21 protein-coding genes are annotated in these 17,937 nt (G+C 61.6%); 8 read left to right on the top strand and 13 right to left on the bottom strand.

Translation table 11 applies throughout. The annotated features are described in order from the left end of the window. Positions 1–56: 56 nt before the first annotated feature. Positions 57–686, bottom strand: coding sequence for an ATP-dependent Clp protease proteolytic subunit (locus tag BLT75_RS08975; RefSeq protein WP_093029942.1), 630 nt, complete (start codon positions 684–686; stop codon positions 57–59). 251 nt (positions 687–937) lie between these two features. Between BLT75_RS08975 and BLT75_RS08970 the strand changes: the two genes are divergently transcribed. Then, positions 938–1,942 carry a GlxA family transcriptional regulator gene (locus tag BLT75_RS08970; RefSeq protein WP_093029940.1) on the top strand — a complete coding sequence of 335 codons (1,005 nt, stop codon included), beginning with the start codon at positions 938–940 and terminating at the stop codon, positions 1,940–1,942. A 23-nt stretch (positions 1,943–1,965) separates the two neighbouring features. Here BLT75_RS08970 and BLT75_RS08965 read toward each other — a convergent pair whose 3' ends face one another. From BLT75_RS08965 to BLT75_RS08915, 11 genes are all read right to left on the bottom strand, one after another. After that, the gene (locus BLT75_RS08965; protein ID WP_093029938.1) at positions 1,966–3,228 is read right to left on the bottom strand and encodes an NAD(P)/FAD-dependent oxidoreductase; all 1,263 of its coding nucleotides are present in this window, start codon (positions 3,226–3,228) and stop codon (positions 1,966–1,968) included. 36 nt (positions 3,229–3,264) lie between these two features. Further along, positions 3,265–3,975: a c-type cytochrome gene (locus tag BLT75_RS08960; RefSeq protein ID WP_093029936.1), complete on the bottom strand. Its 711-nt coding sequence runs from the start codon at positions 3,973–3,975 to the stop codon at positions 3,265–3,267. Between the two features lie 3 nt (positions 3,976–3,978). Next, a complete protein-coding gene (locus tag BLT75_RS08955) occupies positions 3,979–5,058 on the bottom strand; it encodes a c-type cytochrome (RefSeq protein ID WP_093029934.1) in 1,080 nt (359 codons plus the stop codon). Next, a complete protein-coding gene (gene soxC, locus BLT75_RS08950; RefSeq protein WP_093029932.1) occupies positions 5,042–6,325 on the bottom strand; it encodes a sulfite dehydrogenase in 1,284 nt (427 codons plus the stop codon). The genes BLT75_RS08955 and soxC overlap by 17 nt, the downstream gene beginning before the upstream one ends. Before the next feature lie 71 nt (positions 6,326–6,396). After that, entirely contained in the window at positions 6,397–8,100 is a 1,704-nt protein-coding gene (soxB, locus tag BLT75_RS08945) for a thiosulfohydrolase SoxB (protein WP_093030514.1), read from the bottom strand. A 107-nt stretch (positions 8,101–8,207) separates the two neighbouring features. After that, on the bottom strand, positions 8,208–9,059 hold the full coding sequence (gene soxA, locus BLT75_RS08940; RefSeq protein WP_093029930.1) for a sulfur oxidation c-type cytochrome SoxA: 852 nt from the start codon (positions 9,057–9,059) through the stop codon (positions 8,208–8,210). A gap of 80 nt (positions 9,060–9,139) precedes the next feature. Next, on the bottom strand, positions 9,140–9,469 hold the full coding sequence (gene soxZ / locus BLT75_RS08935; protein ID WP_093029928.1) for a thiosulfate oxidation carrier complex protein SoxZ: 330 nt from the start codon (positions 9,467–9,469) through the stop codon (positions 9,140–9,142). Between the two features lie 33 nt (positions 9,470–9,502). Further along, on the bottom strand, positions 9,503–9,919 hold the full coding sequence (gene soxY, locus BLT75_RS08930; protein WP_093029926.1) for a thiosulfate oxidation carrier protein SoxY: 417 nt from the start codon (positions 9,917–9,919) through the stop codon (positions 9,503–9,505). 45 nt (positions 9,920–9,964) lie between these two features. Further along, positions 9,965–10,438: a sulfur oxidation c-type cytochrome SoxX gene (gene soxX / locus BLT75_RS08925; protein WP_093029924.1), complete on the bottom strand. Its 474-nt coding sequence runs from the start codon at positions 10,436–10,438 to the stop codon at positions 9,965–9,967. A gap of 178 nt (positions 10,439–10,616) precedes the next feature. After that, a complete protein-coding gene (locus BLT75_RS08920) occupies positions 10,617–11,195 on the bottom strand; it encodes a SoxW family protein (protein WP_093030510.1) in 579 nt (192 codons plus the stop codon). A 26-nt stretch (positions 11,196–11,221) separates the two neighbouring features. Further along, the gene (locus tag BLT75_RS08915) at positions 11,222–11,959 is read right to left on the bottom strand and encodes a cytochrome c biogenesis CcdA family protein (protein WP_093029923.1); all 738 of its coding nucleotides are present in this window, start codon (positions 11,957–11,959) and stop codon (positions 11,222–11,224) included. A 174-nt stretch (positions 11,960–12,133) separates the two neighbouring features. Between BLT75_RS08915 and BLT75_RS08910 the strand changes: the two genes are divergently transcribed. From BLT75_RS08910 to BLT75_RS08900, 3 genes are all read left to right on the top strand, one after another. Then, complete coding sequence (locus BLT75_RS08910) at positions 12,134–12,433, top strand: hypothetical protein (protein WP_425441129.1); 300 nt, start codon at positions 12,134–12,136, stop codon at positions 12,431–12,433. 146 nt (positions 12,434–12,579) lie between these two features. Beyond that, on the top strand, positions 12,580–12,915 hold the full coding sequence (locus BLT75_RS08905) for an ArsR/SmtB family transcription factor (protein ID WP_093029919.1): 336 nt from the start codon (positions 12,580–12,582) through the stop codon (positions 12,913–12,915). A 55-nt stretch (positions 12,916–12,970) separates the two neighbouring features. Further along, positions 12,971–14,029 (top strand): YeeE/YedE family protein, encoded by a 1,059-nt coding sequence (locus tag BLT75_RS08900; RefSeq protein WP_093029917.1) that lies wholly within the window; start codon positions 12,971–12,973, stop codon positions 14,027–14,029. A gap of 7 nt (positions 14,030–14,036) precedes the next feature. On the opposite strand, the gene BLT75_RS08895 is transcribed toward BLT75_RS08900, so the two are convergent. After that, positions 14,037–14,960 (bottom strand): zinc ABC transporter substrate-binding protein, encoded by a 924-nt coding sequence (locus tag BLT75_RS08895; RefSeq protein ID WP_093029915.1) that lies wholly within the window; start codon positions 14,958–14,960, stop codon positions 14,037–14,039. A 103-nt stretch (positions 14,961–15,063) separates the two neighbouring features. Here BLT75_RS08895 and BLT75_RS08890 point away from each other — a divergent pair, with 103 nt between their 5' ends. The 4 genes from BLT75_RS08890 to BLT75_RS08875 all read left to right on the top strand — a co-directional run bounded on the left by BLT75_RS08890 (position 15,064) and on the right by BLT75_RS08875 (position 17,297). Continuing rightward, on the top strand, positions 15,064–15,543 hold the full coding sequence (locus BLT75_RS08890) for a transcriptional repressor (RefSeq protein ID WP_093029913.1): 480 nt from the start codon (positions 15,064–15,066) through the stop codon (positions 15,541–15,543). Continuing rightward, positions 15,540–16,304 (top strand): ATP-binding cassette domain-containing protein, encoded by a 765-nt coding sequence (locus BLT75_RS08885; RefSeq protein ID WP_093029911.1) that lies wholly within the window; start codon positions 15,540–15,542, stop codon positions 16,302–16,304. Before BLT75_RS08890 ends, BLT75_RS08885 begins: the two co-directional genes overlap by 4 nt. After that, complete coding sequence (locus BLT75_RS08880) at positions 16,304–17,098, top strand: iron chelate uptake ABC transporter family permease subunit (protein ID WP_093029909.1); 795 nt, start codon at positions 16,304–16,306, stop codon at positions 17,096–17,098. Before BLT75_RS08885 ends, BLT75_RS08880 begins: the two co-directional genes overlap by 1 nt. Positions 17,099–17,159: 61 nt before the next feature. Then, positions 17,160–17,297 (top strand): entericidin A/B family lipoprotein, encoded by a 138-nt coding sequence (locus tag BLT75_RS08875; protein ID WP_093030507.1) that lies wholly within the window; start codon positions 17,160–17,162, stop codon positions 17,295–17,297. Positions 17,298–17,937 lie beyond the last annotated feature (640 nt).

Here is a 17,937-nt window from a genome sequence, read left to right as displayed (position 1 = left end):
TTGCAGCCACAATGTCAAAAAGACCGGCCACCGATCAGCAGGCCGGTATCGGCCTCTTACGCCTCGTCGCCCATCTTGCCGCGGCTTTCGACGATTTCGTCAATATGCCCCCATTCCTTGGCCTCTTCGGGCGACATGAAGTTGTCGCGATCCAGCGCCCGCTCAATGGTCTTTTTGCTCTGCCCGGTATGCTTGACGTAGATATCATAAAGCCGGTCCTTGAGCTTTTGCGTCTCGGCCGCATGGATCATGATGTCGCTGGCCTGACCCTGATACCCGCCCGAGGGCTGGTGCACCATGATCCGGCTGTTGGGAAGCGAGAAGCGCAGGCCCTTTTCCCCGCCAGCCAGCAGGACCGATCCCATCGAGGCCGCCTGGCCGATCACCAGGGTCGAGCATTTGGGGCGGATATACTGCATCGTATCATAGATCGACAGCCCGCTGGTGACAACGCCGCCGGGGCTGTTGATGTAGATCGAGATCTCCTTGTTCGGATTCTCGGCCTCCAGGTGCAGCAGCTGCGCGACCACCAGATGGCTCATCCCGTCGTGAATCGGACCGTTGATGAAGATGATCCGCTCCTTGAGCAGGCGCGAGAAGATGTCATAGGCCCGCTCGCCCCGGCTGGTCTGTTCCACGACCATGGGAACAAGCGTGTTGGTGAAGGTATGGACTGGATCGAACATTCGGGACCTGCCTGCTTTCTTGCGATGGATCGGGACAATAGCCCGACGAGGTTACCCGAGTCTTAGTGTCGCTCTGGGGGGGCCGCAAGAGCCGCAAGGCGAATAACTTGGGTTCACCAGCCTGTCGGGGTTGGCGTAAACGGGATGAATTGTGGCGCATGTTGACCCGCGCGCTTTTGCACAGCACTGTAGAAGCCTGTGAACCCGAGAGGCTGTGGAAAAATCCGACGCTTCCATTTACCCCCCGCATCATGACCCGAGAGCCGTTCGTACAAAAAGGCGCATCCGCCACCCTGTCCCTGGCCTATGACGGGCCGCCGCAGGATTTTCGTTTTCTGTTGTTGCCAAAGGCAACGATGCTTGCCGTCGCGGCCGCGATCGAACCGCTGCGGATCGCCAATCAGCTGACCAAGCAAACGCTCTACACCTGGCACATGATGACCGAAGACGGAACTCCGGTCACCTGTTCGAACGGGCTGCGGATCACGCCGGACCAGGCGTTGGCGCCGCTGCCGCAGGACGCATTCGGCTTCGTCTGCGCCGGGGTGGAGCCGGAAAAGACCTGTTCGCCGGCTGTTTTGGCCTGGCTCCGGCGCGAACATCGGCACGGCCGCTCTCTGGGCGGGATTTGCACCGGTGCCTTTGCGCTTGCCCGTGCCGGCCTGCTGGACGGGCGCAGGTTCACCCTGCACTGGGAAAACCAGCCCGGATTCGTGGAGGCGTTTCCGGCACTGACACCCAGCGCCAATATCTACGAAGTGGACGGACGCATCACCACCTGTGGCGGGGGAAACACCGCCATCGACATGATGCTGGCGCTGATCGAAAAGCAGCACGGCCCCAATCTGGCGATCATGGTGGCCGACATGTGCATCCATATGCGTTCGGGCGGCAAGTCGCCGCAACGCTCGGCCCATTCGGTGGCCATCGGAAGCCGCAACAAATCGCTTCTCAAAGCCATCGAGCTGATGGAATCGGAACTGGAAGACCCGTTCACGAATGACGATTTATGCAGCCGGCTGAACATCTCGCGCAGACAGTTGGAACGGTTGTTCAAGCGATACCTCGGACAGGGTCCGATGGCATTCTACATGGACCTCAGGATATCCCGCGCCTTCATCTATCTGAACGAGACGAACATGACGGTGGCGGAGATCGCCGCCGCCACCGGATTTGCCAATACCAGTCACCTGTCGCGCCAGTTCAAGGCGCGCTATGGCACGTCGCCCCATTCCTTCCGCAGGGCGTGGTCCTGAGCGGACCACACCCTGCCGTCTGATCAGCCGAACATGTCCGAGGTGATACCGGCATACCAGCCGATGCTTTCCTCGTATGTCTGCATGCGAAGGGCCGCGTCCTCACCGGTCTGGCTCACGAAGCTCGACACGCTGGCAATCTTCTCGTCGGTCGCCTCGTAGGCCGCGCCCACCTTCACCCCATCATCGGTCCCGATCAGCGACCAGCAGGTGTTGGAGTACTTGGCCGGGAACACCTTCGATCCGGTCAGAGCCCCGCGCACCGCCATTGCCGCGACCTTGGCCTGGCTGTTGGCGGAAAAGCCCGACTTCGGCATATCGCCCTGATCCGTCGCATCACCCAGAACGTAAATGTTCTCGTCGAGTCGCGACTGCATCGAGTGGCCGTCGACCGGGGCCCAGTTGCCCTCGGTGATTCCGGCAATCTCGCAGATCCGGCCGGCCTTCTGGGCGGGGATGACGTTGCAGACGTCGACCTTTTCCTCGGCCCCGTCGATGTTGATCGTCATCGCGTCGGGATTCACCGTCACGTTGCCGCCGCCGAAATCCGGGCCGAGACGATCGATCATGCCGCTGTAATGCTTCTGCCAACCTTCTTCGAACAGCGCCTGCTTGGAAAACTTCTCCTTCGGGTCGGCGATCAGGATCTTGGCGGTCGGATTGATCTGCTTGAGCAGATGCGCAACCATGCTGACCCGCTCGTAGGGTCCCGGCGGGCAGCGAAACGGGTTGGGCGGCGCAACCATGGCGAAAACTCCGCCTTCCGGCATCGACTCGATCTGCGCCTTGAGCAGTTCGGTCTGGCTGCCGGCCTTGTAGGCATGGGGCATCTTGTTCTGCTGGGAAACGTCCCAGCCCGGCACCGCGCCATCGACGAAATCGATCCCCGGGCTCAGGATCAGCCGATCATAGGGGAGCACCGCGCCGCCGGCCAAAGAGACCGTCCGCGCATCGCGGTCGATGCCGATGGCCCAGTCGTGAACGACATTGACCCCGTATTCGCTGGCAAGCTTGCCATAGGAATGGGCGATGCTTGAAAGCTCGCGGAAACCGCCGATATAGAGGTTCGAGAAAAAGCAGGTGTAGTAGCTGCGGGTGGGTTCAACCAGCGTCACATCAATTGCACCATCCGAGTCCTTGGCGATGTAGCGGGCAGCGGTCGCGCCCCCGGCCCCGCCGCCGATGACGACGACACGGGGTTTCCCCGCCCCAAGCACAACCGGGGCCTGCAATGCCGCCGCGGTGGCGATACCCGCCCCGATAAAGCCGCGTCTGTTCAGTCTCATGGTTTCCTCCTCCCGAAACGCCAGAGCGCCGGAGGGTTACTCCAGCGCTCCGAAATATGCGGCCAGTGCCGCGATCTCCTCGTCCGACAGCCGCCCCGCCATCATCTGCATGACCGGGTGCGGCCTGATTTTCTGCTTGTAGGCATGCATGGCCAGCACGAAATCCTCGGCCAGCCAGCCCGTGATGACCGGTATGCCATCGTAGTCGCCGTCAAGCTGGTGGCATGTGGTGCACTCGGTCGCCAGGTACTCCCCATATTCGGGATCTCCCACCATCGCGAGAACCTCGGGGGACAGTTCGACCTCCTGTTTCAAGGCGGTTGGCGCGGCTTCTGGAATGTTCTGCGGATTGGCCGAGAACTGGCGCAGATAGGCCAGAACGTCGCCACGATCCTTCGGATCGCTCAGCCCGGCGAATTCCATGTTGGTGCCGGAAACGAGCGTCTTGGGGTTCGTGAGATAGGCGTCGAGATGCTCGAGATCCCAGACCATGCCAGCCCTGCGCGCCCGGATTATCCCCGCGGAATATTCAAAATCCTCGAACTGGGCGACCTTTCGGTCGAAAATGCCGTTCAGGTGCGGGCCGGTTCCATGCTCGGCACCTTTGCCGACCTGATGACATTCAGCGCAGACCTGGAAAACCTCGGCGCCGCGTTCGGGATCGCCGATCCGGAGGGCAGTTTCATCGGCCCAGGCCGCGCCAGCCAGCGCGGCCCAGGTCAGTATCGTTCCTCCCAGAAACCTCACGGTCTACTCGAAGCTTTTAAGATAAGCGATGACCGCTTCTATCTCTTCGTCTTTCTTGAGACCGGCAAAGGACATTTTCGTACCCTTCATGTAGTCCTTGGGCTTTGTCAGGAAGGCCGCCAGTTCCGCATCCGACCATACCAACCCGCCTTCTGCGGCCTCTTGCATCGCCTTGGAGTACTTGAAGCCATCCACATGTCCAGCAGGTGCCCCCACGATACCATTCAGAAGCGGACCTGTCTTGTTTTTTGCATCGGCGCCGACCTGGTGGCAGGCCTTGCACTTCTTGAACACAGACTCTCCCGCCGCCACGAGTTCCGGATCGACCGCGCTGGCCGATGCGGTCTCGGCCGCTGGCTGTTCAGCTGCTTCCGCCGGCGCCTTGACCTCCTCGCGCGAAGGTTCGGGCTTGGTCCGGCGGATCAGTTCCTGCACCTTCTTGGCGCGCGTTTCTTCCGGCGTCACGTCCAGAACCATGGCCCGCATCGTGATCTCGACACTGTCCTTGCAATCGCTCATGCAGGGCTCGTTCGTCCAGAAATGCGCCTCGGCTGTTTCGCGGTCATCCAGGATGAAACCTTCGGCATTGGGCAGTTCGACATCCAGAAGGTTCTCGTTCGACAGTACGAAGTCGTCATCGACCAGGTCGTTCGAATAGAGGATGTAAGCCACGATCGCGTAAACTTCGTTCGGCGTCAGGGTCTGCGCGTTGCCGAAAGGCATCGACCTGTTCACATAGTCCCAGGTGGTCGTCAGGTAGGGCCAGTAGGATCCGACGGTCTTCAGAGGATCTTCGCGATCGAGCGTGCCCTCGCCACCGGCCAGCTTGGGCCAGTTGTCGACGCCTTCGGCAAAGTCGCCGTGACAGATGGCGCAATAGTCGGCAAAGATCGCCTCGCCATCCTCGACCGAGCCCGATCCTGCGGGCAGACCGGTGCCATCAGGGCTGACGTCCAGGTCCCATGCAGCGATTTCCTCGGGCAGCGCCGGCCGACCAAGGCCATAATTGCCCGCCGATACGGGCGCGGCGAGCATCAGCGCCGCGAGCGATGCAGTCAGCGTGAGCTTAGGAAACTTCGACATTTTCGGCCTCTCCGCTTGCCTTGACCCACCAGGTCTGGATCGCGTTGTTATGATAGATCGAGTTCAGCCCGCGTACCTCGCGCAGCTGCGCCTTGGTCGGCTGCACATAGCCTGACTCATCGCGCGCCCGGCTTTGCAGCAGCATTTCCGAACCGTCCCAGTTGATGTCCAGGTAAAAGCGCGTCAGCGCCTTGTCCTGACCCGGCGCCGCCAGGCGCGCAGGTTGCCAGGATATGCCGCCGTCGAGCGAGACATCGACGCCGGTGATGGCCCCTCGGCCTGACCAGGCCAGACCGGTGATCACCAGCGGTCCGGGCCCGTGCGCGATGGGCGCCTGCGGGCTGGGCGACGTGATCACCGACTTGGCGTCCATCACCCAGGTCCACTTGCGGCTTGTGCCATCAGCCAGTGTATCGGTGTATTTCGAGGTCTCTTCGCGGCTTTCGACCGGGCCGTCCATCACCTCGATCCGGCGCAACCACTTGACCCACATGTTGCCTTCCCAGCCGGGCACTACCAGGCGCACCGGATAGCCATGTTCCTTGCGCAGCGCCTCGCCATTGGCCTTGAATGCGATCAGGCAGTCGTCCAGCGCTTTTTCCATCGGGATCGAACGCCCGTTCGACGAGGCGTCGGCCCCCTCGACATAGACCCATTTGTCGCTCAGGTCGCCGGCCGCACCCAGACCCGCCTCTTCCAGCAGGGTCCGCAGGCTGACGCCGGAGTATTCCATGTTATGGATCATGCCATGGGTGAACTGCGCGCCGTTCAGCTGGGCACCGGCCCATTCCATGCCCGAGTTCGCCGCGCATTCGCAGAAATACACATGGTTCTCGCGCGGGAAGCGTTCCAGATCGGCATAGGTAAAGACCAGCGGCTGATCGACCAGCCCGTTGATCATCAGGCGATAGTCTTCCTTCTTCAGCGCGATGGCGCCCGAATGGTGCCGCTCGAAGGCGCAGCCCTGTGGGGTGATCGTCCCGTCAAGGGCGTGGATCGGGGTGAAGTTGATCGAGCTGATCGTGTCGGCGGTCAGCCATTCCACGTTGCGGCGGATCACGTCGCCCTCGTATTCGATGGGCAGGCCATAGGGGGACGCGTCGACACCATCGCCAGTGGCGCGCGCCCATTCCTGCACTTCGGTGATCAACGGATCCGGTGTCGCTGCGCGGGACGCGCCGGCGGCCACCGCCCCGGCCCCGACCGCTGCAACACTGGTCAGGAACTGGCGGCGCGACGCGCCTTTCTTGCCAGAGCTTTCACTCATGAATGCCTCCTTTGTAAATCTGCCTCCTGCTTCGGGGGCAAAACCTTGGAAATCATCGAAATGCGGACGCGTTACGCCCCCACCACCTCGACCGATGTGTTAGGCGTCACCGAAACGGTGCCCAGCTTGCGGATATGGCTTTCCACCACATCCCAGATCTGCGGGCCTTCGGTGCCTTCGTTGACGCTGGCCCATCCTGCGACCGTATAGCTTTTGGCCGGGTCGATCTTTTCGCCTGTCTTCAAAAGCGTCATGTCGGTTATGCGGCTGCCCTGCGGCTTGCTGACGTCGATCCGATACCCCAGGCCGCCCACGCGCACCATGTCGCCGCCTTGCTGGTAATAGGGATCTGGGTTGAACAGGTTGTCGCCCACGTCCTCGAGCACGACGTGCAGGAACTCGCCCGTCATCTCGGTACGATAGGCCGCGCCATAGCTCATCGAGGTGACGTTCCAGATGTCCTCGCGGGTGATCTCCTGCCCCGGCAGGATCGACGGCCCCCAGCGCACGCCGGGTGACATGGCGATATCGGCCTCCCGCTCGCTCAGCAGCGCGTCACAGATCAGGTCATCCCAGCTGCCGTTGAAATTGCCGCGCCGGTAGAGCAGCGAATTCTCATCGGTCCGCCCGATCACCTCGCGCAACTGGTCGATATGCGGTTCGCGCTGCGCGTTGATCAACGCCGTAACCGCGGGGTCGGGTGCGATCACGTCCGAGAAGATCGGGATCAGCTTGTGCTTCAGGCCCATCATCCGGCCATCGCGGATATCCAGATCGACCCGGCTGACGAACTTGCCGTTCGAACCGCTGGCGATCACATAAGTCTGCTCCACCTGCACCGGCTCGGGCAGGGCGTCATGAGTGTGGCCACTGAGAATGACATCGATGCCGGTGACCCGGCCGGCCATCTTCTTGTCCACGTCAAAGCCGTTATGGCTGAGGACGACGACCACTTCGGCGCCCTCGGCCCGGACCTCGTCGACCATGGCCTGCATGTTTTCTTCGCGGATGCCGAACGAGAATTCCGGGAACATCCAACCGGGGTTGGCAATCGGCATGTACGGAAAGGCCTGGCCGATGACAGCGACCTTTACACCGCCGCGCTCGAAGAACTTGTAGGGTTTGAACAGTTCCGACGGTTCGTCCCATTCGGCATCAAAGATGTTCTGGCCCAAAGCGGCAAAGGGCAAGCCCTCGACCAGTTCGGTGACCCGGTCGGTGCCGAGGGTAAACTCCCAGTGGAAGGTCATTGCATCTGGTTTCAACGCATTCATAACGTTGACCACATCCTGTCCTTCGGTATGGAAACAGGTGTAGGAGCCATGCCAGGTGTCGCCGCCATCCAGAAGCAGCGCATCGGGCCGGTCGGAGCGGATCGCGTTGACAACGGTGGCCACGCGGTCCATGCCGCCCATCCGCCCATAGGCACGGGCCAGCGCCGAAAAATCATTATATGTAAGAGCATAGGCCGAGGGGCTGCCATCCTCGATCCCGTAGAACCGGCGGAAATCGGCGCCCGTGATATGCGGCATCTGCCCCTTGGCCGCGCCGATCCCCAGATTGACCTCGGGTTCACGGAAATAGATCGGCATCAACTGCGCATGAATGTCGGTGATATGGATCAGCGTCAGATTGCCGAAGGTCTCGAATTCCAGAAGCTGGTCCTGGGTCAGCGCCTGCTGCGCTGCCAGCCGGGACCAGTTGCCGAAACCCGAAGCCCCGACCAGGGCCGAGGCTGCCATCGAAACCTGGAGGAAATCGCGACGTGAGATCATGGGTGGATGCTTTCCGTTCTTGGTCACATTAACATTAAATTCACATGTGTGAATTTATAATAAGGATAAAGACCCCGCGCCGACATCTGCGACACGGGGTCCTCGGTTCAGTTGCGGACCGACGGTCCTTCGACCGACAGGCCGTTGCCGCGGCTGGCGACATAGAGTTCCAGAGCGACAAATTCGGGGCTGCCCGGCTTGAAGGTTTCCGCGCGGGTGTCGCGGATACACCCTTTGAAGCGGTCGTGTACCGAGTTCAGCTTCGTGTTCTTCAGGCGATAGGTCGGGAACCCATTGATCTGACCCTGGCTGAGGTGGTCGGCACGGATCATGTTGCCCCAGTTGTCCTCATGACAGTTGGCGCAACTCAGCTCCAACTGACCGTACCGGGTGTAATACATCTCCTTGCCCTGTTCCCAAGCGGCCTGAACGGGTCCGTCGATGGCCACGTTCACCGGCAAGCCGCGCGACTGCATCGCGATCAAAGCCGACATTGCGGTCATTTCACCGCCCTCGTACTTCCATGCTTCGGCACCCATGTTCGAGGTCCGGCAGTCGTTGACCTGCATTTCCAGCGTGCGCACCTCGCCGGCGGCTTCGTTCCATTTCGGATAGACGGCCCGTACACCCACCATGCTGTCTTCGACCGCGTTGTGGCAAGACGCACAGGACTTTCCTTCCGAGCCGTCGACCGTGTCCCACACTTCGCGCGCGACATCGACGGCCGCCATGCCCGGGTTCTCGAAATCGTCCATTTCAAGCGCCTGAGTTTCGTCCGAGCGGAACCGCCAGCCGGAATAGATCTCGGGCAGCGCACCGTCGAGGTGGGCAGGCGCGGCAGTCTTGGTGACGATATTGATTTCCCCATTGATGACCAACTCGTCCTCATCGGGGCCAGCCATCACCGTCAAAGGCGCGGCCACCAATGCGGCAATCGCGGTCATTGCCTTGAATCTCATCCAATTTCCTCCCTTGGGTGATTGGCCCACGCCCGGCCACAGCAAGCCGGGCGAAAGCATCATTCTTTTTGGACCGCGGATCAGGCGATCGTGATCGGCTTGTTGTCGTTGTAGACAGAGCCGTCGTCGTCATACCAGGTGAACGCGAACTCGCCCGCTTCGGGCACTGTCGCGTTGAACTCGAAATACGGATTCGTGGAAATCGCCGGCTCCATCTTGATATCGATGACCGACTGTCCGTTGAACTCGCAGGTAAAGCGGTTGATGATCGAGCGCGGAATGACGTTGCCATCCTTGTCCTTGCGCTGACCGCTTTCCATGTCGTGGCTGATGAGGGTCTTGATCGTGACTGCCTCGCCGGCCGCAGCCGATTTCGGGACCTTCACGCGGGGTTTAACACCAGATGCCATTTGTCTTGTCTCCTGATTATCCGGAAGGACGGCTTAGCCGCCGCAGCCCCCGATTGTCACTTTCACGGTCGAAACGGCCTTGACGAAAGAACCGTCGGCCATCTTGGCAACCGCGATGACGTCCTGCGTTCCGGCAAGACGGATGCGGGTCGCCGCCGACTGAGTGGCGGCGAGCGGGCCGAAGTTGAACTGGGCCACACCCGGAGTCGGGTTTCCGGCGGCCAGCACAAGGATCGAGACCGCGCCCGGCGCGCTCACTTCGATCGGAACGGTATTGCCGTTTTCTGCAATCTCGGGCGCGGTCAGGGTCAAGCCAGCCTCACCCGTGTCGGCACCGCCAGTGAACTCGGCGATCCTGTCCTCGACTGCTGCGTTCGCCCGGAACGGCAGAACCGTCAGGGCCGCTGCGCCCAAGGCCAAGCCGAGGGTATCACGACGCGTAAAGTCCATCGTATTTCTCCTTTGATACAAGCCCTGCCCCTGGGACAGGACCGATTAATCCTTCAGGGTCGCAAGAAACGCGACAACATCTTCGATCTGCTGAGCGGTCAGCAGCGGCGCAAGCGGGCCTTCTGCGGCCTTTCCGGTAAAGGCATCGCCCGGCCGGATATAACCATCGACCTTGTAGAAGGCAGGCATCATCGTGCCTTCAAAGGTCATCTTGGCATTCGCGACAAGCCCGCGCAGCTCCGCCTCGGTCCAGCGGTCGCCCGCACCGTCAAGCGCCGGCCCGATCTCACCGTGGAAAGGCACATCGGCCAATGCGGATACCTGATGACAGGCCACGCAATTGCCAAGACTGCGCTTACCCAGAACATTGGCGCCCTCGGCAGGGTTACCGGGCACACCAGTCAACGAAGCCTCGATAGCACCGCCCTCGGTGTAGATGACGTCGTTGGGCGCAGTCTCCGCCGCCCATGCAGCGCCACCAATCAGTCCGGCAGCCAGCGTCAGCGTTGTCAGTTTCATGTGTCCTCCCTTGGTTGCCGCGAGTCTTTGCCCGCAGCTCTTCTCGCCTTGTATACCGTAGGCTACGGAGAGCCAATACGCAACATCAAATTCACGAATGTGAATTGTTATTTCATTGCAAGGACCACCACCGGAAATTTCGAAAAATTTCACTTGATTACAGTGATCGTGGGGCCTTTCAGCGGGTGTCGCCGTCGTTGCGCTCCTTGATCATGCGCGCATGGTAGCGCTGAAAATCCTCTTCGGACTGATCGAGATATCGCTCTTCCTTGACCCAGGTCATCATGTCCAGAGTCGTTCCGGCCGAAAACGCTCCCGGCATCACCGAAACGGCCTGGTCGACCGCCGAAACGCTTTCCTCCAGCACCGGCGGCAGGAAGATCATCGTCGGCGTGAACAGGACCCGCCATTTCCGGGTGGCTTCCTTTTCCGTCAGAGTTTCGCCATCGGTATCCACGATCTCGATATCCCCGTGCAGGTTGATCTGCACCGGAAAGTAGGTCTCTTCCAGCAGAGCCAGAACCCGTGGATCGGTGAAGGTATTTTCGTGCATGTCCCTGCAATAAAGGCACCCGCGCTGTTCGACCAGCAGCAAAAGCCGCTTGCCCTCGGACTGCGCCTCGGCGTAGTCCTCGCGCAGGTCCTTGAACGTGTCGCGGAGCCATTCGGGCTTGTGCAGGCCATCATCACCCATTTCGACCGCATGCGCCGCGGTCGCAAGACCCAAGGCCAGAATCGCAGCCAGAAGTCGTCTCATCGTCTTCCTCCATTTGTTCACGGTCGTCACCCGACCGACGAAAACCCGGGCATCCAGCGAATCATCGCCTCGGCAATCCAGGTCACGCCGCCGGTGGCAATGAGGATAGCAAAAAGGATCAGCATCGCGCCCATGCCTTTTTCGACCCATGTGAAAGCGGCCCGGTGGCGCTGCACCCAGGCCAGGAACGGTTTGGCGAAAAACGCGGCAATGACGAAAGGCGCCGTCATCCCCACCCCGTAGACCAGCAGCAGCAGGCCGCCCCTCCAGACATCGCCCATTCCGCTGGCGATCATCAGGATCGAGGCCAGCGCCGGCCCTACACAGGGTGTCCAGCCGAAACCGAAGGCCAGGCCCATTGCATAGGCCCCGAAAACCGTCGAGGCGGAAGCGCTGCTTTCAAGACGTGCTTCACGATAGAGCAAGGGAACGCGGATGACCCCGAGAAAGTGCAGACCGAAGATCAGCAGGATACCGGCGGCGCCCCAGGCCAGCATGTCCATATATGTCGCAAACAGACGGCCCAAGGCGGTGGCGCCCATTCCCAAGGCCATGAACACCGTCGTCACACCCGCCGCGAAACACAAGGCGGAGTTGATCAGGCGACGTTGCGCGCCGGGCTCGATTCTACCATCGGCACGCAATTCGGCGATGCTCAGCCCCCCAAGGTACGACAGGTAGAACGGCACCATGGGCAGGATGCAGGGCGTAAAAAAGCTCAGCAATCCGGCAATCAGAGCCCCGAGGAACGAAATCTCCAGCATCTCACCTCCCTGTGAGAGCAGCCAAGAGTCGCAACTCTTGAATTATTCACACATTCAAATTACGTTGTGAGAAGCAAAAAGGTCAACGGGTCTCACATGTACAAGTTTCGAAATCTTCTTGCCGCGATCGGCCTGACGATTGCAGGTACACCGCTTTGGGCGGCGGATCTCGTCATGGTCGAACAGGCGGGATGCGAATGGTGCGCGCGGTGGAACAAGGAGATCGGAGACATCTATCCGCTGTCCGCCGAAGGTCGTTTTGCGCCGCTGAAACGCGTCGATCTGCGCGCGATACCTGCTGATCTTGAACTCAGCCGCCGGGTCGTCTTCACACCGACCTTCATTGTCGTGGAGGACGGGCGTGAAATCGGCCGCATCGAAGGCTACCCCGGAGAGCATTTCTTCTGGCCGGTGCTTGAAAAACTGCTGATCGAACAAACAAGCTTCCAGCCACCCGTGCCGGGCAGCAGTTGAGGCAAACCGGAACCACATGAGATCAAATTCGCCGAAGCCGGTGGAACAGATCGACAAATAGAATTAAATGCGCGCGAAAGCGCTGGTAAAGGGCGTAACGGTTGCAGACCCCCGGATCTCTCCTACCGGGAACGAGGACAAAAAAGATGGCACTTCCGAAATTTTCGACCGATATGGCCGAAGAAGAACTCGACAAGATGGTGGACAACGCCACTCTTGCGTCCAACTTCCTCAAGGCGATCAGCCATGAAGGCAGGTTGATGATCCTCTGCCATCTGGTTTCCGGCGAGAAATCCGTGACCGAACTCGAAGACCTTCTGTCCGCCCGGCAGGCAGCGGTGTCGCAACAGCTGTCGCGACTGAGGCTCGAAGGCCTGGTGGTTCCTCGTCGCGACGGCAAGGCCATCTATTATCGTTTGGCAGACGACCGCCCGCGTCGCATACTGGAAGTGGTATACGAGCTTTTCTGCAACGCCGACTGACCGACCGGACAGACCGCTGCAACAGGCTGACCGGGCGCGACAGCGGGAGGAACACATGCTTGCATGGATGAGCGACAGCCAGGCTGTTGCGCTGGTGGGATTGGTCGGAGGCATCGCCCTCGGGCTGGCTGCCCGTCTGGGCCGCTTTTGCACCCTGGGTGCGATCGAGGACCTGCTCTACGGCGGTTCCGGTGTCAGGATGCGGATGTGGCTGCTGGCCATAGGGGCGGCCACGTTGGGCAGTTTTGCCCTGACCGGTCTAGGACTGCTTGACCCGTCTGAAAGCTACTATCTCTCGATCCGCTGGATGCCGCTTGCCTCGGTGGTCGGCGGGCTGATGTTCGGGTACGGCATGGCCCTCTCCGGCAACTGCGGCTATGGCGCTATCGCGCGTCTGGGTGGCGGCGACCTGAGAGCCTTCGTCATCGTGCTGGTCATGGGCGTGTTTACCTATGTCACGCTTTCGGGTCCCCTTGCTCCGATTCGAAATGCCTTGTTTCCTCAGATCGAGGTGGCGGGGCAGATTCCCCCTGGAATTGCCCATTACGCGCAGGCGGCGACCGGGTTGCCTCTCTGGAGCATCGGAGCGGCGCTCGGGCTTCTGCTCTGTGTCGGCGCGCTGTCTTCGTCCTCTCTGCGGCAGGAACCAAAGTCCATTTTCTGGTCCCTGGTGGTAGCCTTCGCGATCGTCTCGGGCTGGGCCGGAACGCAATGGGTCGCCAACCACGGGTTCAATGCCGAACCGGTGGTGTCGCACAGTTTCTCCGCCCCCGTCGGCGAGACCATCCTGTTCGCCATGACCGGGTCGGTCCGGCCGCTGTCCTTTGCCGTGGGATCGGTGGCCGGGGTCTGGCTGGGTGCATTCATCGGGTCGATGATCCGCGGCCATTTCCGGTGGGAAGCCTGCGAGGATCCGCGCGAATTGCGCCGCCAGATCATCGGGGCCGCGATCATGGGAACCGGTGCCGTCATCGCCATGGGGTGCACCGTGGGACAGGGTCTGACGGCCTTCAGTCTGCTATCCTTCAGTGCACCAGTAACTTTTGTGGCGATCTTTGCCGGGGCCGCTCTGGGCTTGCGTCAATTGATCGAGGGGTTCAGCCCGGCGGAATGACCGCCCGTCAGTTGCCCGCGCATTCCACAAAACCCGCCCCCATGTCGCGCAGCAGTTGCGCGTAGAGGTCCGGACCTGGGGTCAGATGCGCGCCGATCGGGTCCAGGACCAGAATGCGCGTGTCCGTTCCTTCGATGACGGTCTGCAACACACCGGTGTTGAACTGAGGCTCGGAAAACGCGCAGGCAATGTCCTTTTGCCCGATCTCCTCGCGCAGACGCGCCAGCCTTGCAGGGCTCGGGCTGCGTGCGTCGCTCAGCGACACGGTGCCCGCGAGCGTGAGCGAGAAACGCCGCTCGAAATACTGGTAGGCATCGTGGAAGGCGATGAAACTCCGCCCGTCCATTGGTTGAACCGCCGATGTGATTTCGGCGATCGACACTTCGAGCCTCTCCACGGCGGCGACGGCGTTCGCCCGGTATGTCCCGGCATTCTCCGGGTCGATGGCCGCCAGTTCCTCGGCCAGCGTCGCCAGCCATGCTTGCCCGTTGCGAGGGTCGAGCCAGGCGTGCGGGTCCACACCCTCGTGGCCATGACCATGGTCATGGCCATGGTGCTCGTCCTCTTGCTCCCCATCGTCGTGGTCAAGCACCCGAAGCGGAAGGGTCTCTGTCGCAGCCAGGTCGAGCAGAGTGACATGACGTGCACTCGCCCCAAGCGCCTCCAGTGGCTTCTCGAACCACGGTGTAAGCTGCGGTCCCATCCAGACCACAAGATCGGCTTGTTCCATCGCGCGCGCCTCGGACGGGCGCATCGCATAGCTATGGGGTGAGGCTCCCGGATGCACGATCAGTTCCGGCTCTCCTACCCCGATCATGACTTGCGCGACCAGCGAATGAACCGGGGCTATGTCGACAACAACGCGCGGGACATCGGCAACCACGGGCACGGCAGCAGTGAGAAACAGCGAAACGAGGCAGGAACGGAGCATGTTGGTCCTATCAGTGACATGTTATTCTATAACAGATGACCAGGGTTGATATCCGAGATGTTATAACATATCAACCCCTGCACTCCATCAGGGGAACACCCGTATGACAGCCATCGGTTTCGAACAGCATGATCACAGCCGCTGCATCGCCACGGCGCTGGCCGAGGCCGAAGCGCGCTGCGCCGATCAGAAACTGCAACTCACCCCCGTTCGTCGCCGGGTACTCGAGATTCTCGTGCAGCAGCACCGCGCCATGGGCGCTTATGAGATCCTCGACATACTGGCCGCCGACGGTCTGGGATCACAGCCGCCGGTCGCGTATCGGGCGCTCGATTTTCTGGTACAGAATGGCTTTGCGCATCGTATCGAACGGTTGAATGCCTATACCGCCTGCGCCCATCCCGAGCAGGACCATGTCCCGGCCTTCCTGATCTGCCGCAACTGCAAGGCAGTGGCGGAAGCAGAGACGGAACTGGAACAGGGCCGTTTGGGCAAGGCCGCCGCCACGACCGGGTTCGCGATAGAACGGATCGTGGTCGAAGCCGAGGGGCTGTGCCCTGCCTGCCAGGAATTCGCCGCATGACCGCCGATGCCGGTACACCCGTGATCGAAACCCAGGGGTTGGGTGTGCGCGTCGGTGGGCGCACCGTGCTGCAAGACGTATCGATGGCCGTTGCGGCCAACGAAATCGTCACCATCGTAGGCCCCAACGGATCGGGAAAATCCACGTTTCTTCGCGCCTTGATCGGGGCGGTGCCGCTGAGCGCCGGTCGAATGCAACGTTTGCCCGGCCTGAGGATCGGATATGTCCCCCAGAAGCTGTCGATCGATGCAGCGCTGCCGATCACCGTCAGACGGTTTCTGAGCCTGCCGCGTCGCGTCACGGACAGCGTTGCGGGCGAGGCACTGGCGCGCGCCGGCGTGCCGGAGCTGGGCAAGGCGCAGATGGCGGACCTCTCGGGGGGGCAGTTCCAGCGGGTCTTGCTGGCGCGCGCCATTCTGGAACGCCCGCAGCTGTTGTTGCTCGACGAGGCGACCCAGGGTCTTGATCAACCCGGGGCCGCCGCCTTTTACCAGCGGATCGAAGAAGTGCGCCGCGAGCTTGGCTGCGCGATCATCATGGTCAGCCACGACCTGCATGTGGTCATGGCGGCGTCCGACCGCGTGCTGTGCATCAACGGGCATATCTGTTGCGAGGGCACGCCCGAGGTCGTGGCCGATGCCCCGGAGTACCGCGCGCTGTTCGGGACCGGCACCAAGGGCACTCTGGCCCTCTATCGGCATCAGCACAGTCACAGCCATGACGCCGATTGCGCACATGATCACCAGCCCGGAGTATCCTGATGCTGAACGATTTCATGGTCCGCGCGACCCTGGCCGGAATGGGGATCGCGGCGGCCTCTGCGCCGCTCGGGTGTTTCGTGGTCTGGCGGCGCATGGCCTATTTTGGTGAGGCCACCGCCCACGCCGCGGTTCTGGGTGTGGCGCTGGCGCTTGCCCTTTCGGCACCGGTCCTGCCGGCGGTCATCCTCGCCTCTCTGGCGATGGCTCTGACTGTCGTGCTGTTGCGCGGCCACGGATACGCGATGGACACTTTGCTGGGCGTCATGGCACATACCGCGCTGGCGGCAGGCATGGTCGCCGTATCGTTGAACACGAACGCCCGGCTTGACCTCATGGCCTTCCTGTTCGGCGACATCCTGGCGGTCACGCCCGGCGATCTGGCGGTGATCTGGGGCGGCGGCATTCTGGTCATCGGGCTTGTCGCATGGCACTGGTCCGACCTGCTGGTCTCGACCCTGAACCCCGACCTTGCGCGGGCTGCGGGCGTCGATCCCGCAAAGGCGGAACTCTGGCTGACACTTGCGCTGGCCCTTGTCGTGGCGGTCGCCATCAAGGTCGTCGGCGTATTGCTGATCGCGGCGATGCTGGTGATCCCGGCCGCAGCGGCCCGGCCTCTGGCCCGAACCCCCGAGGCGATGGCCTTGGGCGCAGGCGCAATCGGCGCCGCCGCCGCTCTCGGCGGCCTTTACGCCGCATACTGGTTCGATACCCCCGCCGGGCCGAGCATCGTTTGCGCCGCCTCGGTGATCTTTGTGCTCACGACCCTTGCGCGAAGTGTCGCCCGGCACCGCTAGGGCCTCTGGTCCAGCCCGGGCGCGACTGATAGAGAAGCCCTGAAACCAGATGGAGGCCGGAATGATCCGCATCGTTGTGATCGGTGTGATGCTGTTGACGCTCGCCGCTTGTGAAACGGCGAAGGGGGCGGGACGGGATATTCGCAAGGCGGGGAATGCGATCGAGAACGCCGCGACGGATTTGCAGAAGCAGTTCTGACCCAATCGCGAATGCCATATCTGGGGCGAGTGGAGCAGCCGACACCGATATATTGTTGCATCCCATAGGCGCATCGGGTAGAGGTTAACCACAGGTGCAACAGACGCGGCATTGCATCCAAGGACACGGACAACGGGGATCAGCCAAGCAAGGCCGATCCCCGTTTCTGCTTCAGACCAAGGTAAGCCCTTGAAACAACTGCCAGAATAGAAAAAGGCGTCAGGTGCTCAGACGCGGTCTTTGCATGCATCCCCAAGGACACGCCCTGACGCCTTGCCGAGCGAGGGCGAACCCCCGTCCGGTTTGCCGATTAACGTCCGCAAACGTCAACCCGCCCGCAAGACCCGTGTCAGAGATGGCCCCTCGCCCGGCTCCGAAGACCCTGTGCGACGCGCCACCTCCCGGTAAGCTCCTGACTTTGCTGCGTTTCCCCTAAGGTCCCCGCTGCGCCGCCCGGCCCCCTGGCCCCTGCGTCCCGCTTCGGAAACCGAGGCTCCGTTGCGGTAAGACAAATCTGGCACCCCACCCCGCTGCGAGGCAAGAAAATAGCACCGCAGCATGAAAATTCGCCGGGGATAACATGGGGATAAGCGGTGGCGGCACCTGTGGACAAGGCCGACAAATCCAGCCGCGCGGCAGG

This window comes from Ruegeria marina (assembly GCF_900101475.1).
GTDB classification, from domain to species: domain Bacteria; phylum Pseudomonadota; class Alphaproteobacteria; order Rhodobacterales; family Rhodobacteraceae; genus Ruegeria_B; species Ruegeria_B marina.
Note: the sequence above shows the minus strand (reverse complement) of the source record. Positions and strands in the feature narration are given on the sequence as shown.